The organism is Streptomyces sp. NPDC059534, assembly GCF_042743475.1.
In the GTDB taxonomy this organism is placed as follows: domain Bacteria; phylum Actinomycetota; class Actinomycetes; order Streptomycetales; family Streptomycetaceae; genus Streptomyces.
Genome location: NZ_JBHWAQ010000003.1, coordinates 107316 through 130520, shown reverse-complemented (window position 1 = coordinate 130520; position 23205 = coordinate 107316). Strand labels below are relative to the sequence as shown.

Below are 23205 nucleotides of genomic sequence, written 5' to 3'. Positions count from 1 at the left end.
GCATCGACTCGTACGAACAGGGGGCATCCATGACCGGAAGCGACCAGGGGAACGTGCCGAGCAGGCAGCGGAAGCGGTTCCCCGGCATCTCCTCACGGGCCTACGAACATCCGGCGGACCGCTCGGCCCTGGTGGCCCTGCGCAAGCTCAGCGGTTTCGACACCGTCTTCAAGGCGCTCAGCGCGCTGCTGCCCGAGCGCAGCCTGCGGCTGCTCTTCCTCTCGGACTCCGTCCGGGTGAGCGACGCGCAGTTCAGCCACCTCAACGACATGCTGCGGGACGCCTGTTACATCCTGGACCTGGAGAAGGTCCCGCCGATGTACGTGGCGCAGGACCCGAAGCCGAACGCGATGTGCATCGGCCTCGACGAGCCGATCATCGTGCTCACCACCGGCCTGGTGGAGCTCCTCGACGAGGAGGAGATGCGGGCGGTCGTCGGCCACGAGGTCGGGCACGCGCTCTCCGGCCACTCCGTCTACCGCACGATCCTGCTCTTCCTCACCGGCCTGGCCGTGAAGGTCGCCTGGATTCCGCTGGGGAACGTCGCGATCATGGCGATCGTGACGGCGCTGCGCGAGTGGTTCCGCAAGTCGGAGCTCTCCGCCGACCGGGCCGGCCTGCTCGTCGGGCAGGACGTCCAGGCGTCGATGCGCGGTCTGATGAAGATCGCCGGCGGCAACCACCTGCACGAGATGAACGTGGACGCGTTCCTCGCCCAGGCCGACGAGTACGAGAAGGCCGGGGACCTGCGGGACTCGGTCCTGAAGATCCTCAACGTGCTGCCGCGCTCGCACCCGTTCACCACCGTCCGGGCGGCGGAGCTGAAGAAGTGGTCGGAGAACCGCGACTTCCAGCGGATCATGGACGGCCACTATCCGAAGCGCTCGGAGGACAAGGACACCTCGGTCACGGACTCCTTCCGCGAGTCGGCCGGGCACTACGCCGAGACGGTGCGGACCAGCAAGGATCCGCTGCTGAAGCTGGTCGGGGACATAGCCGGCGGCGCCGGTGATCTGGCGGGCGACCTGGGCGGCCGGCTCCGCAACCGCTTCGGCACGGGCGGCCAGGGGCCGAAGAAGCCGGACGCAGGCCCGGACGCAGGCCCGGAAGCCGGGGACGGCGGCGGAGACGCCGGCGACGCGGGCACCGCGGGCGGTCAGAGCGCGGGCTGAGCGCTCGGCGCGAGGGCGCCGCAGAGCGCCGGGGCGGCGGGCCGGGCCGTGGCGTACGGGTCGGTGACCGCCGGTCCGCCGCCCGTGTCGGCCACCCGCGCCCCGGCCAGGAGCGGCTTCAGGGAGCCGGTGGTGTCGGCGCCGCACGCCTGCGGGCCGGCCTCCACCGTGCTGGTCAGCAGCTCGGCCCGGTGCATGCGCAGGTCGTCCCGGTCGAAGCGGAAGTGCACCTGGCGGTGGACGGTGAACAGCGACGCCGCGGCAACCGGCCCCGCGCCCTGGACGGCCGGGCGGAGCGCGTAGGTGTACGTGTGGTCCGCCGTGACCTCCAGCGTGTCGGGGCCGGTCTCCTCGAAGCGGAGGGTGCCCTGCACACGGGCGCCGGGGTCGGCGAGGACGACCTGCCGGGGGTCGAAGCGGACGAGCCAGCCGGCGAGGGCGTGGCGGCCGTCGTCGGCGGGCGACTCGACACTCCGGTCGAACTGCTCCAGCTGGTCCGGGTCGAGCAGCAGCCGTGCGGGCCGGACGGTCGCGCCGGACAGGACGTCGGGCTCCAGGGAGGACGCCACCAGATAGTCCTTGGCGATGCTGAGTGCGGTGACGACCTGGCTCTCGGCGAAGTGGGAGGTGCGCCCGGCGACGGGCAGGTTGATACCGGCGGCCCCGGTGCGGTACTCGGCGGCCGGACTGCGGGCGAAGAGCCGGGCGGGCGCGCCGCCGGGGACGGTCCCCTGGGGGGCGAGCGGGACCACCGTGGTCCGCAGCGGCTCGGCCCGCTGGTCGACGAGCGGCTGGTACGGATTGCGTACGCCCAGGTAGATGGCGGTGCCGAAGGCGAGGAGGATCAGCAGGACCAGCAGGACGGCTTGGCGGGAGCCGGTACGGCGCTCCCAGGGCGAGGGGCGGCTCCGGACGGCCCGGGCGTGCTCGCCCATCCGTTCCTGGGCCGAGAACTCCTGGAGGCGGGCAGCCCGGACGAACGCCTCGTCGAAGACGACGGATCGGTACTCGTCCTCACCACCGCCGGGGAACCCCTGGGGCGTCCCCTCAGGCGGGTCGCCACGCCCTGCCATACCTTCAGGGTAGGTCCGCGGGGGCTTCGGTAAACGCCGAGGTACACGACAAGTTCCGAAGAATTCCGCCGTCGGGGTGTACGGGGGCGGCGGGACCCGGGCCGGGGCAAGGCCGCAGCCGGGCCGGGGCATGGCCGCGGCTCTACTCGGAAGCGGCCGACCGGACCGTGGGCGCGTGGGCGGCGGGCGGGGCCGGGAGCGGTTTGGGCGTGTCGACGCCGGTGGTGGCCGGCGGCGGGACCTGGTCGTCATGGTTGGCGGCCGCGCCCCGGTAGACGGCGCTGAAGGCCAGGGCGACCATGCCGATCCCCATGACGAGGGCGAGGATCCAGGCGACCGGCCGGTGCCAGCGGGCGCTGCCCCGGTAGGGGCGCAGGGCGCCTCCGTGGCGCCCGTAGGGGCTGGCGTCGTCGCCGACGTCGTCGGGTTCGTAGGTGTGGCCGACGGGGTCGCGGCCGTCCTCGTAGGGGTCGTCGTCGCCCGCTCCGACGCCGGCGCGGGCGCGGGCCGCCTCGGCCTCCGCACGGGCCTGTGCGGCGGCCAGGAGCCGCTCCACGGCCGTGGGCTCGTGGATGGTGGCGGCCCGTACGAAGTCCTCGTCGAACACCACGTCGGCGTAGACCTCGTCGGCGCCTCCGCGGTCGACACGGTCCTCGGGGTCCCCGCCGTCCTGGAACGGCCTGCCCCCCACGTCGTCCGGCACGGATTCAGAGTAGACCCGCGAGGGGGTTTTGGGCAGGGAGAGTGCGAACCCTCCCCGCACGTACCGAAAGGAGGTGTTACCGCACGTGACCGTCACCCGTGACGATGTACTTGGTCGAGGTCAGCTCGGGAAGGCCCATGGGGCCCCGGGCGTGCAGCTTCTGGGTGGAGATGCCGATCTCGGCGCCGAAGCCGAACTGCCCGCCGTCCGTGAAGCGGGTGGAGGCGTTCACGGTGACCGTGGTCGAGTCGACCAGCTGGGTGAAGCGGCGGGCCGCGGCCTGCGAGGTGGTGACGATCGCCTCGGTGTGGCCGGAGGACCACATGCGGATGTGCTCCACGGCCTTGTCGAGGGAGTCGACGACGGCGGCGGCGATGTCGTACGAGAGGTACTCGGTCTCCCAGTCCTCGGGGGTGGCCGGTACGACGGTGGCCTTGGAGCCCTCGGAGAGGGCGAGGACGCGCTCGTCGGCGTGGACGGTGACACCGGCCTCGGCGAGGGCGGCGAGCGCCCTGGGCAGGAAGGCCGCGGCGACGTCCTGGTGGACGAGGAGGGTCTCGGCGGCGTTGCAGACGCTGACCCGCTGGGCCTTGGAGTTGATCAGGATGTCGACGGCCATGCCGAGGTCGGTCTGGGCGTCGACGTAGACGTGGCAGTTGCCGGTTCCGGTCTCGATGACCGGGACGGTGGACTCCTCGACGACGGTCCGGATGAGGGAGGCGCCGCCGCGCGGGATGAGCACGTCGACGAGACCGCGGGCGCGCATCAGCTCGCGGACCGATTCACGGGACTCGCCGGGGACGAGCTGGATGGCGTCGGCGGGCAGTCCGGCGCCGCCGACGGCGTCGCGCAGGACGGTCACCAGGGCGGTGTTGGAGGCGTACGCGGAGGACGAGCCGCGGAGCAGGACGGCGTTGCCGGACTTGAGGCAGAGGGCGGCGGCGTCGACCGTGACGTTGGGGCGGGCCTCGTAGATGATGCCGACGACGCCGAGCGGGACGCGGACCTGGCGCAGGTCGATGCCGTTGGGGAGCGTCGAGCCGCGGACGACCTCGCCGACGGGGTCGGGCAGCGCGGCGACGTCGCGGACGTCGGCGGCGATGGCCCGGACGCGCTCCGGGGTGAGGGTGAGCCGGTCGACGATGGCCTCGCTGGTCCCGGCTTCGCGGGCCTTGGCGATGTCCTCGGCGTTGGCCTCGACGATCTCGGCGGTGCGGACTTCGAGAGCGTCCGCGATCGCCAGCAGGGCGTCGTCCTTGGCCGCGCGCGGGAGTGGCGCGATTTCGGCGGCGGCACCACGGGCCCGGTAGGCGGCCCGGGCGACCGGGGAGAGGTTGTCGAGGGGCGTGAGCGAGGTCATGCCCGCAGGGTACTGGCACCCCTGCGGACATCCCTCACGTATCCCGCACTCCGAGACGTACCCCGGCACGGGGACGCGCCCGGTCTCCGGGCCGTCCCCCGGTCGCTCAGTAGGGGTGGACGCCGACCGGGGCGGCCGGCGGCGGGCCGTAGCCCTCCGCGATCCGCTGGTGGTAGGTCTCGCGGTCGATGACCTCGAGTCCGACGATCTCCCAGGGGGGCAGCTTGGCGGTCTGCCGGTGCTCGCCCCAGAGGCGCAGGGCGACGGCCGCGGCGTCGTGCAGGTCGCGGGCCTCCTCCCAGTACCGGATCTCGGCGTGGTCGTTGGCGTAGCGGCTGGTCAGCAGGAAGGGGTGGTCGTGGGCCAGCTGTTCGAGCCCGCGTCGCACTTCCTTCAGCGGCGACTCCACCCCCGACACGCTGAGGGTGATGTGCCAGAGCTTGGACTCGGGCTGTTCCTTGACGCGTGCGTCACGTGCCTCGCGTGCCTCACGTGTCTCGGTGGTGGTCTCGGTCTTCCTGTCCGTTGACCTGTCCCGTGCCTCGTCGAAGTCGGCTCCGGCCTCGACACTGGTCAGGGCGCGTTCGGCAGTCCCGCGGGGCGGTGCCCCTGGGCGCGCTCGTCTCACCGGCGGCCTCCTGTGTGATGCGTGTGGTGCTGTACCCCGCCTTGTCTTACCCCCGAGACAAAGTTGACCAGTCCGAGGCGGTACATGGGGCGGTTTTGGTAAACGTCCCTTCCGGATGGCCAGACTTTCAGCCGTTTCGGCGTGGACGGTCGACCGGGTGTGCCGCGGTCAGCCGATGACGACCAGATCGTCGCGGTGCACGACCTCGCGCTCGTACTCGGGGCCGAGTTCCCCGGCCAGTTCGGGGGTGGACCGGCCGAGCATCCGGGGGAGTTCCTTGGCGTCGAAGTTGACGAGGCCGCGGGCGACGGCCCGGCCGGCGGTGTCGCGCAGCTCGACGGGGTCACCGGCGACGAAGTCGCCCTCGACGGCCGCGACACCGGCCGCGAGCAGGGACTTCTTGCCTTCGACCACGGCGCGTACGGCTCCGTCGTCCAGGGTCAGGGAGCCCTGCGGGGTGGAGGCGTGGGCGAGCCAGAGGAGCCGGTCGGCGGAGCGGCGGCCGGTGCGGTGGAAGTAGGTGCCGGTGTCGCGGCCGGAGAGGGCGTCGGCGGCGCGGCTCGCGGAGGTGAGGACGACGGGGATGCCGGCGGCGGCGGCGATGCGGGCGGCCTCGACCTTGGTGACCATGCCGCCGGTCCCGACGCCCGCCTTGCCCGCCGAGCCGATCTCGACGTGGGCGATCGACTCGGGGCCGGTGACCTGCGCGATCCTCGACGTGCCGGGCTTGGCCGGGTCCCCGTCGTACAGCCCGTCGACGTCGGAGAGGAGGACGAGCAGGTCGGCTCGGACGAGGTGGGCGACGAGCGCGGCGAGCCGGTCGTTGTCGCCGAAGCGGATCTCGTCCGTGGCGACGGTGTCGTTCTCGTTGACGACGGGCAGCGCGCCCATCGCGAGGAGCTGGTCGAGGGTCCGGTACGCGTTGCGGTAGTGGGCGCGGCGGCTGGTGTCGTCGGTGGTGAGGAGGACCTGGCCGACGCGGACGCCGTAGCGGGCGAAGGAGGCGGTGTAGCGGGCGACGAGGAGGCCCTGGCCGACGCTGGCGGCGGCCTGCTGGCGGGCGAGGCCCTTGGGGCGGCGGGTGAGGCCGAGGGGGGCGAGGCCGGCGGCGATGGCGCCGGAGGAGACGAGGACGATCTCCTTCTCGCCGCCGCTGCGGACCTTGGCGAGCACGTCGACGAGGGCGTCGACGCGGTCGGCGTCGAGACCTCCGGAGGCGGTGGTGAGCGAGGAGGAGCCGACCTTGACGACGATCCTGCGGGCCTCCGTCACGTACTGCCTCGACACGTCCGTCTGCCCCGACACGTCCGTCTGTCCCGTCACCTGCGTCGCCACCTGCGTCGTCCTCACTCGGCCTCACGGCCTCACCCGGCTGTCCCACCGCCGCGTGCTCCCCGCCGCGGCTGCCAGGCAATCTACGCGAGCCGGGAGGGCTGCCGCTCGTCCGTTTCGCTCCCTGGACCGGGCCTCCCGGGGCCGTGTCCGGCGCTCCGGGGCACCAGGATCCGCTGGGAGATCAGGTAGGTGAAGGGGATCGCGACGACGGCGGCGACGAGTGGCGCGATCCTGTCGTCCATCCCCGCCCAGGTGACGAGCGCGTAGAGCCCGACGCTCTGCACCAGGTAGTTGGTGACGTTGGTGAGGGGGAAGAGGGCGAACTTCTTCCAGGTGGGGCGGGTGCGGTAGGTGAAGTAGGTGTTGAGGAAGAAGGAGCCGACCATGCTGAGGAGGAAGGCGAGGGAGTACGCGGCGAAGTACGGCATCCACGGGTGCAGCAGGAGGTAGCACCCGAAGAACGTGCCGGTGTTGACCCCGCCGACCAGGGCGAAGCGGAGTATCTGCGCGAGGCGCGCACGGCGTGACGGGCGGGACCCGGCACCGCCTCCCCCACGGGAATCGGCACCGCCTCCCCCGCCGGACCCTGCGCCTTCTCCCCCGCCGGACCCTGCGCCGCCTCCCCCGCCGCCCCGGGCCGTCATCAGCGCTCCCGGTCGGCGGTGACGACGCGGATCCGCTCGGCGGCGGCGCGCTCGGCGGCCGCGCGCCCGAAGGAGCGGTGGGTCTCCTTCACGAGGAAGTGCGGCCGGCGCTTGGTCTCGTAGTAGATGCGTCCGATGTACTCGCCGATCAGTCCCAGCATCACCATCTGCACGCCGCCGAGTCCCACGATGATCGCGACCAGGGTGACGTAACCGGGCGCGGTGACGCCCTGGGTGAGGGCGGCGGCGGTCACCCAGACCGCGTAGAGGACGGCGAGGCCGCTGAGCATCATGCCCAGCCAGAGGGCGATGCGCAGGGGGCGGTTGTTGAAGGAGATCAGCCCGTCCATGCCGTAGTTGAGCAGGGAGCTGAACTTCCACTTCGTCTCGCCGCCCTCGCGTGCGGCGTTCTGGTAGTCGAAGGTGACGGTGTCGAAGCCGATCCAGGAGAACAGGCCCTTGGAGAAGCGGTTGTACTCGGGCAGCGAGAGCAGCGCGTCGACGGCGGGGCGGGAGAGCAGCCGGAAGTCTCCGACGCCGTCGGTGAGTTCCACGTCGACCCAGCGGTTGACGGCCCGGTAGTACACGCGGCTGAGCGCCGAGCGGAGCTTCTTGTCGCCCTCGCGGGTGCGCCGCGCCATGACCTGGTCGTGGCCCTGGTGGTAGAGGTCGAGCATGCGGGCGAGCAGTTCGGGCGGGTGCTGGAGATCGGCGTCCATGATCACCACGGCGTCGCCGGTGGACTTGCGGAGGCCCGCGAGCATGGCCGCCTCCTTGCCGAAGTTGCGGCTGAAGGAGGCGTACTGGGTGCGGTGCGGGTGCCGGGCGGCGATCTCGCGCAGTTTGCCCAGGGTTCCGTCGGAGCTGCCGTCGTCCACGTAACAGATCTCGTAGCCGACCGGGAGGCCGTCGAGCACCTGGCGCATGCGCGCGTCGAACCGCTCGACGACGTCCTCCTCGTTGAAGCAGGGGACGACGACGGAAAGCCTGGTCATGGAACGGTCACTCCAGTGGGAGGGGCGAGAGTACGTCCTGAAGGACCGCCACCGGACTCTCCTGCGGGCAGCTCGGCCACGGTACGGAGCGGTGGTGACCACCGGGCGTCGCCCGAGTGACTGCTCCCGGTCGGCATGTCGTCCATGCGACAAAGCATGCGGGGAAGATAGTGATATACGTGGCATTTTCACCCATTCGTCACCCATTGAGACGACATGCCACGGACCCTGGCCAGCTGGAGCGATGACCGGTGAGTAGGACGACCATCTCGGAGCACGGTGACGCACGGATGCGGGACGAAGGGGAGGGCGCCGATCCCGCCGCGGACGCCCCCGGCGGGAGCGGAGGCGGTGACGCGGGCGGCGGGAACGGAGCGGACGGCCTGCGGCGGGCACTGACCTGGACCGGGCTCGTCGTCGCCGCCGGCGCCGCGGCCCTGCTCGCCGTCGGCGCCTTCCTCGGGCTCTACGTCCGCCCCACGTCGGACGACTGGTGCGCGCTGTGGAAGACGCGGGACATGGGAGCCCTGGGGATCGCCTCGGACTTCTACCGCACCCAGAACGGGCGGGTCACCAACGCCCTGGCGACCGGTGTCCTCTACACCGACGACATGCGGGGCCCGAAGCTGCTGCCCGCCCTCCTGGTGGTCGCGCTCTGCGCCGCCCTCTTCCTCCTCGGCCGCGCGGCCCTGCGCGCGCTGCGCCTGCCCGCGCCGCCGGCCGCCCTGCTCGCGGCCGCCGCCGCGCTGCTCGCCGCGCTGCTGTTCTTCGCGGGCACCCGCCCCTACCAGGTGCTGCTCTGGGCGCCGGCGACCATCTCGCACACCCTGCCGAGCCTGATCGGGCTCTGGGTGGTGCTCGGAGCCGTCCGGGCCGCGCGCAGCGCGCGCCGGTGGGCCAGGACGGCCGCGCTGGCCGGCGCGCTCCTGGCCGGCGTGGCGCTCGGCATGCTCAGCGAACCGTTCACCCTGGTCGCCGGCGTGTTCGCGGTCGCCGTCGGTCTGCTCTGCCTGCCCCGGTTCGGCTGGGCGAGGGACCGGTTCGTGTCGACGTGGTGCGCGGCGGCCTGCCTCGGGCTCGGCGTGGGCCTCACCCTGCTGTACACGTCGCCGGGCGCCCGGTGGCGGCGCGCCCAGCACCCGCAGGCCCCGATGTCGGCGGACGAGGTCGGCGAGACGTTCCACGACTGGTGGCGCGTCTGGCAGACCGCCGGCGGCCAGTGGGCGTACGCGGGAGCCCTCGCCGTCGGCGGGCTCGTGGGTCTCGGCCTGGCCCTCGCCCGCGGCCGCGCGCACGACCGCGGCCGCCCCGGCCCGCTCCCCCGGCCCCGGCGCCGGCCCCGGGTGGCCGGGGTCGCGGCCTTCCTGCCGCTGCCGCTGGTCGCCCTCGCGAGCCTGGCCGTGGTCTACGGCCTGCGCAGCGGGTACGGCGTGACCGGCTGGACCTACGCCCGCACCTGGGTGAGCTTCCTCGTCCCACTCCTGCTGACGCTCTGCGCGTACGGCACCTGGCTCGGTCTGGCGATCGGCCGCCGCCTCGCCGGCGGGCTCGGCGCCGGGATCGCGGCGGTCGCCGTGGCGGGAGTGGTGGCCGTCGCCTCCACCGTCGCCCTGGTGCCCGCGGTGCGGACCCTGACGACCACGACCGTGGCGCGGAGCCTCGCCTGGGACGCGCAGAACGCCCGCGTCCGCTCCGAGGTGGCGGCCGGCGCCCGGAAGGTGACGTATCACCCTCTGCCGATCGGGTACCTGGCCGAGCCGTTCTTCACTCCCGCGTACCCGCGGGACTGGGTGGCCCAGTGTGTCTCCCGTTACTACGGCGTGGAGCGGATCGAGCGCCCGTAGGGGGTCCCCCACGCGGGTGTGTTCCTGATCACCCCGCGCGGCGGAGTTTGTGGCGGTCTGCGGTAAATTCTGGCTGCATGTCCCGCCATCCGTGACATCACGCCCGCATGGGCGACTTCTCACCCGCCCCGCGGGTTGCAGGGAATTCCCTTCCGAACCAGTAACGATAGGGAAACAGGCCCCTCCGGAGCGGCCGGAGCCTCGGCCGAACGGGTTGCGAATACCAGGTAGCTTGGGTGTGTCTGAAGGAATGAAAAGTGGATCGAGGTGCCAGTGCCTGACGTCTCAGTGATCGTCATCGCCTACAACGACGCGGAGCGTCTTCCGGCGGCAGTCCAGTCCGTACTGGATCAAACCCTGAAGAGCGTCGAAGTGGTGATCGTCGACGACTGCAGCAGCGACGACACCTTCGCGGTCGCACAGAGTCTGGCAGCTGCGCACCCCGACCTGGTCCGTGCGTACCAGCTGCCCGAGAACAGCGGCGCGGGCGGTGAGCCCCGCAACGTCGGCATCGGCCACGCGCGGGGCCGCTACGTCATGTTCCTGGACAGCGACGACGTCCTGGAGCTCAACGCCTGCCTCAACATGGTCTCGGCCGCCGACGAGACCCAGGCCGACATGGTCTCCGGGCTCTGCGTGCGCCTCCACAAGGACACCGCCAACGAGAAGCGCGACGAGTGGTACTCCTGGATCTACCGCCAGACGCGCACCCTGGACTCGGTCGCCGAGCTGCCCGACCTCTTCGTCTGGGACACGCTCTCGACCAACAAGTGCTACCGCCGTGAGTTCCTCCTCGAGAACGACCTCCGCTTCCCGAAGGGCATGTTCTACGAGGACCTGATGTTCATCGCCGAGGCGTACCTCGCGGCGAAGAAGATCACCCTCATCCCGAACCAGGTGTACTTCTGGCACGTCCACCAGAACGCCCAGGTCAAGTCGGTGACCAACCGCCGGCACGAGATGACGAACTACATCCACCGGCTGGAGATCCACCGCCGGATCGACGCCCTGCTCGACGAGCACGGCATGGACGAGCTCCGCCGGGCCAAGGACGTCAAGTTCCTCAAGCACGACCTGGTCCTCCACCTCCGCGACCTGCCGTTCCGCGACGAGTCCTTCCGCCAGGAGTTCGCCGAGCTCTCCCGCGACTACCTCCAGGGCCTGGACCGCGAGGCGTACGCGAAGGCGCAGAAGATCCAGGCGATCTGCGGCTTCCTCCTGGAGAAGGGCGACTGGGACAACCTGCTGCCCGCCGTCGACACCCTGCTCCACCGCGACAAGGTGTCCACGCCGCTCTTCGAGCAGGACGACCGCGTCTACTGGTGCGCCGAGCACCTCGACGACGAGTTCGGCCGCAGCGTCCTGGACGTCACCGAGCTCGGCTACCACACCAAGCCGATCAACAAGCTCTTCCTGCGCAACGAGCTGACCTCGTACGAGGAGTCCGGCGGCACCGTCCGGCTCACCGGCCGGATCACCAACCCGCTCGGCGTGATCCCGCCCGGGGCACGGCTCGCCGGCCGCCTGGAGTTCAAGGCCCGCCGGCGCAGCCTGCAGACCTTCGTCTTCCCCGTGCAGACGGTCCGCCACGAGGGCCGGAGCATCCACTGGGAGGCCGAGGTCGACCTGAGCTCCGGCCTGCGCCCGCTCGGCATCATCGACTCCGTCTGGGACGTCCGGCTCGACCTCGACGTCGACGGGAAGCGCACCCGGACCCGGCTGACCGTCGGGGACCCCGACCTCGGCGGCGACCCGTTCCCGATCAAGCCCCGCCTGACCCGGCTGGTGGCCGACCGCATAGAGCCGCACGCCACCGTCAAGGGCCACCTCGCCTTCCGCCTGGTGTCCAGTCGGCAGAACGGCGACCGCATCGAGGAACTGATCCTGCGCGGTGTGCGCGGCACGCCCGGCAAGCTGGCCAAGTCCGGCTATCGCAAGGCCAAGGAGCTGCGCAAGACGCTCAAGTCCGACGACACGAAGCTGCGCCTGTACCACGACGTGTACAGCCGGCTGCCCGTGAAGAAGCGGACCGTCGTCTTCGAGAGCCACCTCGGCAAGCAGTACAGCGACAGCCCCCGCGCGATCTACGAGGAGATGCTCCGGCAGGGCCTCGACTTCGAGGCGATCTGGTCGTACACGGGGACGCCGACCGGCTTCCCCAAGGGCGTCGAGCTGGTCCGCCGCTGGTCGCTGCCGTACCTGAAGGCGCTGGCCCGGGCCGAGTTCTGGGTGGACAACCAGAGCTACCCGCTCCGCCTCGACAAGCGCCCCGAGACGACGTACATCCAGACCTGGCACGGCTCCGCGCTGAAGAAGATGGGCTTCGATCAGCCCTCCCTCAAGGCCAAGACCCGCCAGCAGCAGGCGGCGGACCAGAAGTACCTGGACCGCTTCGACCACTTCCTGGTGCGCTCCGAGCACGACGTGCGGACGCTGGCCAAGGCGTTCAACCTCGAGGACCGGGTGCTGCTGCGCTCCGGCTACCCGCGCAACGACGCGCTCGTCCAGACGCGTCAGCGCGAGCAGGAGACCGGCGACCGCGTGCGCGGACCGCTCGCCGCCGAGCTGGGCATCCCGCAGGACAAGAAGATCCTGCTGTACGCCCCCACGTTCCGTACGTCGGGCGCCAAGGCGAGCCACTTCGAGCTGCCGTTCGACGTGGAGGCGTTCGCCGAGGAGTTCGGCGACCGCTACGTCCTCCTGGTGCGCGCGCACTACCTCAACCACGTGGTGCTGCCGCCGAGCGTCGAGGGCAAGGTCATCGACGTCTCCAAGCACCACGACGTGATGCCGTTCATGGAGCTCGCCGACGCGCTGATCACGGACTACTCCTCCGTGATGTTCGACTACGCGCTGCTCGACCGGCCGATGCTCTTCTTCACGTACGACTACGAGAACTACGTCCACGAGGGCCGGGGCACCTACTTCGACCTGCTCGAGAAGGCTCCCGGTCCCGTCTTCCGCACGGAGGACGAGTTCCGTGAGGAGCTGCGGAACCTGGACGCGCAGGACCGGCAGTACGCCGACGTCCGCAAGTGCTTCGTCGCCGAGTTCGGCGAGTACGACCAGGGCACCGCCGCCAAGAGCATCGTCGATCAGTTCTTCTCGTCCCGGTGGAGCCGTTGATGACCAAGCCGACCAGCACCCTGACGACCGAACCCGCGACGGAGCGGAACACCACCGTCGCGCGGGACGTCTTCCTCGTCTCCAACAGCGTCGACGAACTGGGCGGCATCACCAGCTGGTCCCACCAGGTCGCCCGGCTGTTCGCGGAGCGCGGTCACACCGTCCACGTCGTGGGTGTCGTCCCGGCCCCCGAAGGCCGGCGCGCCGACCTCGGCGACGACCTGCCGTACACGACCACCACGCTGTACGACGTCCACCCGCCGAGCCTGAAGGCGCTCCGCGGCCTCAAGGGCAAGCTCGACCTGGCCGAGCGCCGGCGCCGGGCCGCCCGCGAGGCGGGCATGGCCGAGCAGGCCGCGAAGCTCACCCGGATGTTCCGGGCCGCCCGGCCCGGCGCCGTCGTCATCGTGACGCAGGTCTGGGCCATGGAGTGGGTCGCGCTCGCGGACACCTCCGGGCTGCGGGTCGTCGGCATGAGCCACGAGTCCTTCCAGACCTGCCGCGCGTCCTCCCGCTTCCAGCGCGTCAAGAAGTACTACCAGGACGTCGACCGGATGCTCGCGCTGACCCGCGAGGACGCCGACCTGTGGATCCGGCAGCGCTTCGACAACGTGGCCTCCATGCCGAACCCGCTCCCCTTCTTCCCCGAGGAGCCGTCGCAGCGGACCGCCAAGCAGGTGGTCAGCATCGGTCGACTGCACGAGGAGAAGGGCGTCGACATGCTCCTCGACGCCTGGTCCGAGGTCGCCCCGCGCCACCCCGACTGGACCCTGCGCGTCTACGGCTCCGGCGAGGAGGAGCAGGCGCTCAAGCGGCAGGCCGAGGAGCTGGGGCTCGGCAACTCGGTGGAGTGGATGGGCCGCACCAGCGACGTGCCCGGGGTGCTGCGGGAGAGCTCGCTCTTCGCGCTGTCCTCGCGGGGCGAGGGCTTCCCGCTGGCGCTCATGGAGGCCATGGCCACGGCCGTGCCGTGTGTCGCCTTCGATGTCGCTCCCGGTGTCCGCGAGATCATCACGGACGGCGAGAACGGCCTCGTCGTGGCGCCCGGCAACACCAGCGAGTTCGCGCGCAGGCTCGACGAGCTGATCTCGGACAAGGAGCTGCGCGACCGTATGGGCGAGCGCGCCCGCGTCGACATCCAGCGGTACTCGACCGACGAGATCATGGCCCGCTGGGAGAGCCTCTTCACCCTGCTCAACCGCTGACCGCCGGGTCGCGGGACGCACAGACGAGAAACGCTCGGCCGGGATGTCCCGGCCGAGCGTTCTTCGTATGAGCGGTGAGCGGTGCGCCGTGGGTACCGGTCACCGGCCCGTGCCGGTCAGCGGCCGGCGGGCACCCCGCGGTGGGCGACCCAGCCCTCCCAGGCCGAGGAGATCATGGAGCGGACGTCGTGGCGGGCCTGCCAGCCCAGCTCCGACTCGATCCGGTCGGCCGCGGCGACGACCCGGGCGGGGTCGCCGGGACGGCGCGGGGTGACGAGGGGCTCGGCGGAGTGACCGGTGATCTCGTTGATCAGCTCGACCATCTCGGTCACGGAGACGCCCTCGCCGCGGCCGATGTTGACCGTCAGGTCGCGCGGCTCGCCGGCCTCGGCCCACTCCGCGAGCTTCCGGGCTGCGACCAGGTGCGCCTCGGCCAGGTCCTCGACGTGGATGTAGTCGCGGATGCAGGTGCCGTCGGGCGTGTCGTAGTCGTCGCCGAAGATCCGCGGGGACTCCCCGGCGTCGAGACGCTCGAAGACCATCGGCACCAGGTTGTAGACACCGGTGTCGGCGAGCTCGGGGGTCGCCGCGCCGGCCACGTTGAAGTACCGCAGGCAGGCCGTCGAGATGCCGTGCGCCCGGCCGGCGGCACGCACCACCCACTCGCCCGCGAGCTTCGTCTCGCCGTACGGGCTGAGCGGCAGGCACGGGGTCTCCTCGGTGACGAGGACGACGTCGGGCATGCCGTAGACGGCGGCCGAGGAGGAGAAGAGGAAGTTGCGCACGCCCGCGGCGGCGACCGCCTCCAGGAGGACCGTGAGGCCGGTGATGTTCTCGCGGTAGTAGTGCAGCGGCAGCTCGACGGACTCGCCGACCTGCTTCTTCGCGGCGAGGTGGACGACACCGGTGACGCCGTGCTCGGCGATCGTCCGGTCCAGGACCTCACGGTCGAGCGTGGAGCCGACCACCAGGGGCACGCCTTCGGGCACCCGCTTCTCGTCACCCGTGGACAGGTCGTCGAGGACGACGACCCGCTCGCCCGCCTGCGTCATCGCGCGGACCACGTGAGAGCCGATGTATCCGGCGCCGCCGGTGATCAGATAAGTCATAGTGCCCCAAACCCTTTCACTGAGAACTGCGGGCAAGCCGACGGAGCCGGGCTCTGACCGCCCGGAACCCGTCCCGGGCACCGGGTGCGATCCGTACCGCGAGCGAGCCGTTCGCCGTGGCGTACTGCTGCACCAGGAGTACACCGTACCGGCTGCTCGGAAGCACGGAGCGCCGCTGCGAGCCGTCCGGCGGGCGCAGCGAGGTGGTGAACGACTCACCGTTCGCGCACGTCACCGTGGCGCCGACGTCCCACAGCTGGACGCCCTGGCGGCCGCGCCGGCGGCCGGTGCCGGCGAGTCCGGAGAACCGGACCGGGACCCGGGCCGACCAGCCGGAGCCGTCCGCGTCCGTCACGGCGCGCAGTTCGACCCGTTCGGTACGGGCCGGCTCGTCGTCGCCGCGCGGCAGGAACGACAGCTCGGCGGTGCGGGGGGCCGCCTCGGCGAGCCGCCCGTACAGGTCCCGGACCGTGAAGTGCAGTTCGCCGCCACCGCCGGTGCGCAGGACGGCGTCCACGACGAGCGGCAGCTCGCCGAGCGGCAGTTCGTCCATGCCGTCGAGACGGGCCTCCGGCAGGTCCTCGGACCACACGGCGGCGGTACGGGTGCCGGCGTACGGCGGCAGGAGCCGGGCCGGGTTGGCGGCGAGCCGGGACAGCCGCAGCAGGTCGCGCGGCTCCTTCGCGGCCAGCAGGAACCGGGCGATCCAGCGGGCCGGAGCGACGGCGGCGGCGATCTCCGCCTCCTCGAAGCCCGCCAGGTGGTCGCGGGTGGCCGCCCACCAGTCGGCGCGGTGGCCGGCGTCGCGCAGCCGCACGTCCCGGGCGTACATCCGCAGGTCGTGTTCGAGGAACTTGGTGCGGCAGGCGGCGGCCAGCTCGGCGCGTCCCGCCTCGGCGAAGGTCTCGACGGCCGCGCGGTGGGCGGCGATCCGGGCCTGCCAGTTGGAGACGCCGCCGCGGTCGAGGGAGATCGACAGCTGGGCGGCGGCCCGGCGGACGTGCCAGACGTAGACGGTGTCCGGGATCACCGCGACGCGGGGGGCGGCGGCGTACACCCGGGAGGTGAAGAGGAAGTCCTCGTAGACGAACCGGCCGTCGGGGAAGCGGATGTCGTGCTCGGCGAGGAAGGCGCGGTCGTAGACCTTGTTGACGCAGAGGGTGTCGTGGAGCAGCGGGCGCAGGTCCTCGGGGGTCTCCAGCACGGCCGGCTCCCGGTAGAGCCCGGGCTGCCAGCGGACGTCCCGGCCCTCGGGGAGCTCACGCCGTACGCAGACGCCGACGGCGACCGGGGTGCGGTGCCGTTCCGCGGCGGCCACCAGGGCCTCGGCGGCGCCGCCCGGCAGGATGTCGTCGCTGTCCAGGAACATGACGTACGGGGCGGTGGCCGCCCGGACGCCGTCGTTGCGCGGAGTGCCGCAGCCGCCGCTGTTCTCCGTACGGTGCACCACCCTCACCCGGGGGTGCAGGGCGGCCAGCTCGTCGAGAACCCGCGCCGTCCCGTCGCGCGAACGGTCGTCGACCGCCACGACCTCCGCCACCACGGGCCCCTGGTCGAGCGCCGACCTGATGGCCTCACCCACCAACGTCTCGTCGTTGTAGGCGATGACGACGACACTGAGCCTGCCGGCGGTCTCGGGCAGCGGAACGGTACTCACCCCAGGATCCTACGGGAGCCCCCCGACCCCCCTGACGAGGGCCGAGGAGCTTCCCGGACCCGCTAGAAGGGTTCGAACTCGTCGTACTCGCGCTCGGGGTCGTGGCGCTCCGCGTCGCGGTCACGGCGGCGCTGGGCGGCGGGGCGGGGCGCTTCGAGGCGGTGGTCCTCGCCGCGGCGGCCGAGCATCTCGGCGCCGGCCATCATGGTGGGCTCCCAGTCGAAGACGACCGCGTTGTCCTCGGAGCCGATGGCGACACCGTCGCCGGCCCGGGCACCGGCCTTCATCAGCCGGTCCTCGACACCGAGGCGGTTGAGACGGTCGGCGAGGTAGCCGACGGCCTCGTCGTTGTTGAAGTCGGTCTGGCGGACCCAGCGCTCGGGCTTCTCGCCGCGCACCCGGTACACGTCCTCGGCCTCGTCGTACACGACGGTGAAGCCCGCGTCGTCGACGGCCTTCGGGCGGATGACGATACGGGTCGCCTCCTCCACCGGCTTGGCCGCGCGCGCCTCGCCGACGATGCCGGCGAGGGCGAAGGAGAGCTCCTTGAGGCCCGTACGGGCGACGGCGGAGACCTCGAACACCTGGTAGCCGCGCTCTTCGAGCTCCGGGCGGATCATGTCCGCGAGGTCCTGGCCGTCCGGGATGTCGATCTTGTTGAGGACGACCATCCGGGGCCGGTCCTCAAGGCCGCCGTACTGCTTCAGCTCCTCCTCGATGATGTCGAGGTCGGAGACCGGGTCGCGGTCCGACTCCAGCGTCGCCGTGTCCAGGACGTGCACGAGGACCGAGCAGCGCTCGACGTGGCGCAGGAACTCCAGGCCCAGGCCGCGGCCCTGGCTCGCGCCGGGGATGAGGCCGGGGACGTCGGCGATCGTGTAGACGGTCGAGCCGGCGGTGACCACGCCCAGGTTCGGGACGAGCGTCGTGAAGGGGTAGTCGGCGATCTTCGGCTTGGCGGCCGAGAGCACGGAGATGAGCGAGGACTTGCCCGCGCTCGGGTAGCCGACGAGCGCCACGTCCGCGACCGTCTTGAGCTCCAGGACGACGTCGCCGCCCTCGCCGGGCTCGCCGAGGAGGGCGAAACCGGGGGCCTTGCGGCGGGCCGACGCGAGCGCCGCGTTGCCGAGGCCGCCGCGGCCGCCCTGGCCCGCGACGAAGGTGGTGCCCTGGCCGACCAGGTCGGCGAGGACGTTGCCCTGCTTGTCGAGGACGACGGTGCCGTCGGGCACGGGCAGGACGAGGTCCTGGCCGTCCTTGCCGGAGCGGTTGTCACCGGCGCCGGGCTGACCGTTGGTGGCCTTGCGGTGCGGCGAGTGGTGGTAGTCGAGCAGCGTGGTGATCGCCTGGTCGACGACCAGGATCACGTCACCGCCACGGCCGCCGTTGCCGCCGTCGGGTCCGCCGAGCGGCTTGAACTTCTCCCGGTGAACGGAGGCGCAGCCGTGGCCTCCGTTACCCGCGGCGACGTGCAGCTCGACGCGGTCCACGAAGGTGGTCATGGTGGTGCCTCCATTTGGATACGTGCGGAATGTCTATCTAGTAACACGCGAAAGGCGGACCCGCTTCCCGACCCGGGAAGTGAGGTCCGCCTCCGCAAAAGAACCGATCAGGCGACCGGAACGATGTTCACGACCTTGCGGCCACGGTGGGTGCCGAACTGCACCGAACCGGCCTGCAGGGCGAACAGCGTGTCGTCGCCGCCACGGCCGACGCCCGCGCCCGGGTGGAAGTGGGTGCCGCGCTGGCGGACCAGGATCTCACCCGCGTTGACGACCTGACCGCCGAAGCGCTTCACGCCGAGCCGCTGGGCATTGGAGTCGCGCCCGTTCCGGGTGGACGATGCGCCCTTCTTGTGTGCCATGTCTCAGTCCCTCTTACTTCGCAGCCGCGGGGATACCGGTGACCTTGATCGCCGTGTACTGCTGGCGGTGACCCTGGCGACGGCGGTAGCCGGTCTTGTTCTTGTAGCGCAGGATGTCGATCTTGGCGCCCTTGTGGTGGTCCACGACCTCGGCCGTGACCTTGATGCCGGCCAGGACCCACGGGTCGCTGGTCACGGCGTCGCCGTCGACAACGAGCAGGGTCGAGAGCTCGACCGTGTCGCCAACCTTGGCAGTGGAAATCTTGTCAACCTCAACGATGTCGCCGACAGCAACCTTGTGCTGGCGACCACCGCTGCGCACGATGGCGTACACGCGGATCTCTCTCTCACTCGGGATCGAAACCTCTGAAGCCAGCCACTCACACGGGCCCGGGGGCCCGCGGCGTTCCGGAATCGGACGAGCGGCCTCTCCCGACGGGCGGGAGGGAGGTGCTCAGAGGCGCGACGTGTCGATCAGACACGCCGACGGTCTAGGTTACGGGCGGCTGCCACAAGGGGTCAAATTCGCCCGAGCGGGTGCGGGCCGTCCCGTGGAGGGACGGCCCGTACCCGGTGGATCAGTCCTGGGCCGGAGCCGCGGTCTTCTCCGCCGCCTTCTTGGCCGGAGCCTTCTTGGCGGTCGTCTTCTTCGCCGCGGTCTTCTTGGTCGCCGCCGTCTTCTTGGTGGCGGCCTTCTTGGCCGTGGCCTTCTTCGCGGTCGTCTTGCGCGCCGCCGTCTTCTTGGCCGGCGTGGCCTCGGTCTCGGCCTCGGCCGGCGTCTCCTCGGCGACCTCGGCCGGAGCCGTGGCGACCACGACGACGGCCGCCTCCTCGGAGCCCGCGGGCGACCCGGCGGGAGCGGTGGCCTTGCGGACCACCCGGCGGCGGGCACGCGGCGCGGCGGCCACGGGGGCCTCCTCGACGACGGGCTCGGCCACCGGCTCCACGACGGGCTCCGGGGCGGCCTCGGCGACCGGCTCGACGACGACCGGCTCGACGACCTCGGCGACCGTCTCCGTGGTGGAGACGACCGGGGAGGTCACCCGACGGGTCGCGCGGCGACGGCCACGCGGGGCCGGTGCGGCCTCCTCGACGACGGGCTCGGGCTCGACGACGGCCACCGGCTCGGCGACGGGCGCGGGCTCCACGACCGGCTCCGGCCGGGCGGCCGGCGCGGGCTCGTACACGACGCTCTCGGTCTCCACGACCGGCGCCGGGGCGACCGGGGCGGACACCCGGCGGGTCGCGCGGCGACGGCCACGACCGCGCGTGGCGGCGGCCTCGGCCTCGGCGGCGGAGCCGTACAGCTCCTCGTCCGGGGCGATCGGCTCCGGCAGCGCGATCGGGGCGGAGAGCTCCGCCGCGACCTCGGCCTCGGTCTCGACCTCGGTGTCGGCCTCCGCGGCCTCCACCTGCTCGTGCTCGTGGACGTGCTCGGCGCCGCCGCGGCCGCGCTTCTTCGAGCGCTTGCCGCCGCCCCCGCCACCGGCGGTGGTCGGCTGCTCCATGTGCACGATGACACCGCGGCCGTTGCAGTGGACGCAGGTCTCGGAGAAGGACTCCAGGAGGCCCTGGCCGACCCGCTTGCGGGTCATCTGCACCAGGCCGAGCGAGGTGACCTCGGCCACCTGGTGCTTGGTCCGGTCACGGCCCAGGCACTCCAGGAGGCGGCGCAGCACCAGGTCGCGGTTGGACTCCAGGACCATGTCGATGAAGTCGATGACGACGATGCCGCCGAGGTCGCGCAGGCGCAGCTGGCGCACGATCTCCTCGGCCGCTTCGAGGTTGTTCCTCGTCACGGTCTCTTCGAGGTTGCCGCCCTGACCGGTGAACTTGCCGGTGTTGACGTCGACGACGATCATCGCCTCGGTCTTGTCGATCACCAGCGAGCCGCCGGACGGCAGCCAGACCTTGCGGTCGAGCGCCTTCATCAGCTGCTCGTCGATCCGGTACGTCGCGAAGACGTCGACCTCGCTCGTCCACTTGGACAGGCGGTCGGTCAGGTCCGGGGCGACGTGGTGGACGTAGCCGTGGATGGTCTCCCACGCGTCGTCACCGCTGACGATGACCTTGGAGAAGTCCTCGTTGAAGATGTCGCGGACGACCCGGACGGTCATGTCCGGCTCGCCGTAGAGCAGCGTCGGGGCGTTGCCGCTCTTCGCCTTCTTCTGGATGTCCTCCCACTGCGCCTGCAGACGCTCGACGTCGCGGCGCAGCTCGTCCTCGCTCGCGCCCTCGGCGGCGGTGCGCACGATGACGCCCGCGTCCTCGGGGACGATCTTCTTGAGGATGGTCTTGAGCCGGGCCCGCTCGGTGTCCGGGAGCTTGCGGCTGATGCCGGTCATCGAGCCCTCGGGCACGTACACGAGGTAGCGGCCGGGCAGCGAGACCTGGCTGGTCAGGCGGGCGCCCTTGTGGCCGATCGGGTCCTTCGTCACCTGGACGAGGACCGACTGGCCGGACTTGAGGGCGGTCTCGATGCGGCGCGGGCCGTGGCCCATGCCGAGCGCCTCGAAGTTGACCTCGCCGGCGTACAGGACGGCGTTGCGGCCCTTGCCGATGTCGACGAAGGCAGCCTCCATGGACGGCAGGACGTTCTGGACCTTGCCCAGGTAGACGTTGCCGACGTACGAGGTGGCCTGCTCCTTGTTGACGTAGTGCTCGACGAGCACGTTGTCTTCCAGGACGCCGATCTGGGTGCGCTCGCCGTTCTGGCGGACGACCATGACGCGCTCGACGGCCTCGCGGCGGGCGAGGAACTCGGCCTCGGTGATGATCGGGACGCGACGGCGGCCCTGCTCGCGGCCTTCGCGGCGGCGCTGCTTCTTGGCCTCCAGGCGGGTCGAGCCCTTGATGGACTGGACCTCGTCGGCGCCGGTGCCGGGCTCGGCCTTCTCGCGGGCCGGGCGGGGCTCGCGGACCTTGACGACCGTACGGACGCCCTCTTCCTCGGCGCCCTCGGCGTCGGCGGCGGCGTCCCCGCTGCGACGGCGGCGACGGCGACGGCGACGGGAGCTGCTGGAGCCGCCGGCGTAGCCCTCGGCCTCGTCCGACTCCTCCTCGCCCTCCTCGTGCTCGTCGGCCTCGTCCTCGGCGTGCGGCTCCTCGCCCTCCTCGGCCTCCTCGACCTCGGTGAGCTCACCGCGACGGCGGCGACGGCCACCGCGGCGGCGACGGCGGGACGGGCGGTCCTCGTACTCGTCCGCGTCCTCGGAGTCGTCGGCCTCCTCGGCCTCGTCGGCGACGGCCTCGACCTCGGGCTCGTCGGCGACGGTGGCCGGGACGGGCTCGACGGCGACGGGCTCGCCACGGCGGCGGCGACGGCGGCGGGAGCCGGCCTCGCCCCGCTCGGCGGGCTCGGCGGCCTCCACCGTCTCGGCCGCCTCGACGGTCTCGACGGTCTCGACCGTCTCTTCCTCCTCCTCCGGCTCCACCGCGACGGCGGCGGCGGCCGCGGCGGCGGTCTCCGGGGTCTGGAACATCGGCTCGGTGAAGACCGGGGCCTGGAAGACGGCGACGGAGGGGCGCGCGGCGCGGCGCGACTCCCGGGTCGGGGCCGGCTCGGAGGTGAACTGCGGCGAGGTGGCGCGGCGGCGGCCGCGGCCACGGGTGGCGGCGGTCTCGGCGGCGGTGACCTCGGCCTCGTCGGCGGTGATCTGCTCGACGGCGGCCTGCGGCAGCGACTCGCCGGTGGCGGCCGTCTCGGCAGCGGCCTCGGGCGAGGTGACCTTGCGGGTGGCCCGGCGGCGGGTGCGGGCCGGCGGTGCGGCCTCCTCCGCGACCGGAGCGGCCTCGACGGCCGGGGCGGTCTCCACGACCGGCTCGGCGGCGGGCGCCACGGCCACGGTCTCCTCGGCGGCGGGGGCGCCGGCCGGGGCGGTGGCCTTACGGGTCGCACGGCGGCGGGTACGGGCCGGCGGTGCGGCCTCCTCCACGACCGGAGCGGCCTCGACGGCCGGGGCCTCGGCGGGCTCCTCGGCGGCTGCCGGAGAGGTCACGGGCGAGGTGGCCTTGCGGGTGGCCCGGCGACGCGCGGGGCGCGCCGGAGCGGCCTCGGGCGCCTCCTCGGCGGCCGGAGCGGCGACCTCGGTCACGGCTTCGGCGACGGCCTCGGCGGCCGGAGCGGCGGCCTCGGCCGCGGTCTCCACGGCCGGGGCGGTGGCCTTACGGGTCGCACGGCGGCGGGTACGGGCCGGCGGTGCGGCCTCCTCCACGACCGGAGCGGCCTCGACGGCCGGAGCCTCGGTGGCCGCCGGGGTCTCGGCGGTCGCGCCCGTCACCGGCGGACCGGCGGGGCGGGAAGCGGCACGGCGCCTGCGGCGCGGCGGCAGCTTGTCACCGGGGGCATTGGTGTCTTCGTTGGACTCGAGCATGCGGGGTTCTCCCGTCACGCTCCCGGGCGCCGCGCCTTGTTCCGGTCCGGCGGCACGGTCGCGCCTGAGGCGCGGTGCCGCCGTCCGGGGCGCGGGCGCCGCACGGGAGCTCTGTGT

Annotated in this window: 17 protein-coding genes; 4 read left to right on the top strand and 13 right to left on the bottom strand. The window is 72.2% G+C overall.

From position 1 onward, the window contains the following. The first annotated feature begins 29 nt into the window (after window positions 1-29). The gene (locus ACFVZH_RS04805; RefSeq protein ID WP_384893193.1) at window positions 30-1172 is read left to right on the top strand and encodes a M48 family metallopeptidase; all 1143 of its coding nucleotides are present in this window, start codon (window positions 30-32) and stop codon (window positions 1170-1172) included. Here the strand turns inward: ACFVZH_RS04805 and ACFVZH_RS04800 are convergent. The 7 genes from ACFVZH_RS04800 to ACFVZH_RS04770 all read right to left on the bottom strand — a co-directional run bounded on the left by ACFVZH_RS04800 (window position 1157) and on the right by ACFVZH_RS04770 (window position 7910). Further along, window positions 1157-2245, bottom strand: a complete 1089-nt coding sequence (locus tag ACFVZH_RS04800; protein ID WP_384893190.1) for a hypothetical protein — start codon at window positions 2243-2245, stop codon at window positions 1157-1159. The two genes, ACFVZH_RS04805 and ACFVZH_RS04800, sit on opposite strands and share 16 nt — an antisense overlap. A 142-nt stretch (window positions 2246-2387) precedes the next feature. Then, the gene (locus ACFVZH_RS04795; protein WP_384893187.1) at window positions 2388-2948 is read right to left on the bottom strand and encodes a hypothetical protein; all 561 of its coding nucleotides are present in this window, start codon (window positions 2946-2948) and stop codon (window positions 2388-2390) included. Window positions 2949-3024: 76 nt separating this feature from the next. Beyond that, a complete protein-coding gene (locus tag ACFVZH_RS04790) occupies window positions 3025-4308 on the bottom strand; it encodes a glutamate-5-semialdehyde dehydrogenase (protein ID WP_384893184.1) in 1284 nt (427 codons plus the stop codon). Window positions 4309-4414: 106 nt separating this feature from the next. Continuing rightward, window positions 4415-4936: a hypothetical protein gene (locus ACFVZH_RS04785; protein ID WP_384893181.1), complete on the bottom strand. Its 522-nt coding sequence runs from the start codon at window positions 4934-4936 to the stop codon at window positions 4415-4417. A 168-nt stretch (window positions 4937-5104) separates the two neighbouring features. Then, complete coding sequence (gene proB / locus ACFVZH_RS04780; protein WP_384893647.1) at window positions 5105-6208, bottom strand: glutamate 5-kinase; 1104 nt, start codon at window positions 6206-6208, stop codon at window positions 5105-5107. A 143-nt stretch (window positions 6209-6351) separates the two neighbouring features. Beyond that, a complete protein-coding gene (locus ACFVZH_RS04775) occupies window positions 6352-6774 on the bottom strand; it encodes a GtrA family protein (RefSeq protein ID WP_384893645.1) in 423 nt (140 codons plus the stop codon). Window positions 6775-6914: 140 nt separating this feature from the next. Next, window positions 6915-7910 (bottom strand): glycosyltransferase family 2 protein, encoded by a 996-nt coding sequence (locus ACFVZH_RS04770; RefSeq protein ID WP_384893177.1) that lies wholly within the window; start codon window positions 7908-7910, stop codon window positions 6915-6917. A gap of 251 nt (window positions 7911-8161) precedes the next feature. On the opposite strand from ACFVZH_RS04770, the gene ACFVZH_RS04765 reads away from it, so the two are divergent. The 3 genes from ACFVZH_RS04765 (at window position 8162) to ACFVZH_RS04755 (ending at window position 14085) form a co-directional block, all read left to right on the top strand. Beyond that, window positions 8162-9754, top strand: coding sequence for a DUF6056 family protein (locus tag ACFVZH_RS04765; protein WP_384893174.1), 1593 nt, complete (start codon window positions 8162-8164; stop codon window positions 9752-9754). Between the two features lie 273 nt (window positions 9755-10027). Further along, window positions 10028-12880, top strand: coding sequence for a CDP-glycerol glycerophosphotransferase family protein (locus ACFVZH_RS04760; protein ID WP_384893171.1), 2853 nt, complete (start codon window positions 10028-10030; stop codon window positions 12878-12880). After that, entirely contained in the window at window positions 12880-14085 is a 1206-nt protein-coding gene (locus ACFVZH_RS04755) for a glycosyltransferase family 4 protein (RefSeq protein ID WP_384893168.1), read from the top strand. Before ACFVZH_RS04760 ends, ACFVZH_RS04755 begins: the two co-directional genes overlap by 1 nt. Window positions 14086-14201: 116 nt before the next feature. Here the strand turns inward: ACFVZH_RS04755 and galE are convergent, their stop codons facing one another. The 6 genes from galE to ACFVZH_RS04725 form a co-directional block, all read right to left on the bottom strand. After that, complete coding sequence (gene galE, locus ACFVZH_RS04750) at window positions 14202-15194, bottom strand: UDP-glucose 4-epimerase GalE (protein WP_384893165.1); 993 nt, start codon at window positions 15192-15194, stop codon at window positions 14202-14204. 16 nt (window positions 15195-15210) lie between these two features. Beyond that, on the bottom strand, window positions 15211-16851 hold the full coding sequence (locus ACFVZH_RS04745) for a glycosyltransferase family 2 protein (protein ID WP_384893162.1): 1641 nt from the start codon (window positions 16849-16851) through the stop codon (window positions 15211-15213). A gap of 62 nt (window positions 16852-16913) precedes the next feature. Then, a complete protein-coding gene (obgE, locus tag ACFVZH_RS04740) occupies window positions 16914-18353 on the bottom strand; it encodes a GTPase ObgE (protein ID WP_384893160.1) in 1440 nt (479 codons plus the stop codon). Between the two features lie 107 nt (window positions 18354-18460). Further along, complete coding sequence (gene rpmA, locus ACFVZH_RS04735; RefSeq protein WP_010041940.1) at window positions 18461-18715, bottom strand: 50S ribosomal protein L27; 255 nt, start codon at window positions 18713-18715, stop codon at window positions 18461-18463. Window positions 18716-18728: 13 nt separating this feature from the next. Beyond that, window positions 18729-19049 (bottom strand): 50S ribosomal protein L21, encoded by a 321-nt coding sequence (gene rplU / locus ACFVZH_RS04730; protein WP_015033583.1) that lies wholly within the window; start codon window positions 19047-19049, stop codon window positions 18729-18731. A gap of 244 nt (window positions 19050-19293) precedes the next feature. Then, window positions 19294-23088 carry a ribonuclease E/G gene (locus ACFVZH_RS04725; protein ID WP_384893157.1) on the bottom strand — a complete coding sequence of 1265 codons (3795 nt, stop codon included), beginning with the start codon at window positions 23086-23088 and terminating at the stop codon, window positions 19294-19296. Window positions 23089-23205: the final 117 nt, after the last annotated feature.

Excerpts from the sequence above, each read along its gene's own strand:
- galE (WP_384893165.1), bottom strand. The coding sequence starts at position 15,194 with ATGACTTATCTGATCACCGGCGGCGCCGGATACATCGGCTCTCACGTG.
- ACFVZH_RS04725 (WP_384893157.1), bottom strand. The coding sequence starts at position 23,088 with ATGCTCGAGTCCAACGAAGACACCAATGCCCCCGGTGACAAGCTGCCG.
- rpmA (WP_010041940.1), bottom strand. The coding sequence starts at position 18,715 with ATGGCACACAAGAAGGGCGCATCGTCCACCCGGAACGGGCGCGACTCC.
- ACFVZH_RS04755 (WP_384893168.1), top strand. The coding sequence starts at position 12,880 with ATGACCAAGCCGACCAGCACCCTGACGACCGAACCCGCGACGGAGCGG.
- ACFVZH_RS04790 (WP_384893184.1), bottom strand. The coding sequence starts at position 4,308 with ATGACCTCGCTCACGCCCCTCGACAACCTCTCCCCGGTCGCCCGGGCC.
- ACFVZH_RS04800 (WP_384893190.1), bottom strand. The coding sequence starts at position 2,245 with ATGGCAGGGCGTGGCGACCCGCCTGAGGGGACGCCCCAGGGGTTCCCC.
- obgE (WP_384893160.1), bottom strand. The coding sequence starts at position 18,353 with ATGACCACCTTCGTGGACCGCGTCGAGCTGCACGTCGCCGCGGGTAAC.
- ACFVZH_RS04805 (WP_384893193.1), top strand. The coding sequence starts at position 30 with ATGACCGGAAGCGACCAGGGGAACGTGCCGAGCAGGCAGCGGAAGCGG.
- ACFVZH_RS04770 (WP_384893177.1), bottom strand. The coding sequence starts at position 7,910 with ATGACCAGGCTTTCCGTCGTCGTCCCCTGCTTCAACGAGGAGGACGTC.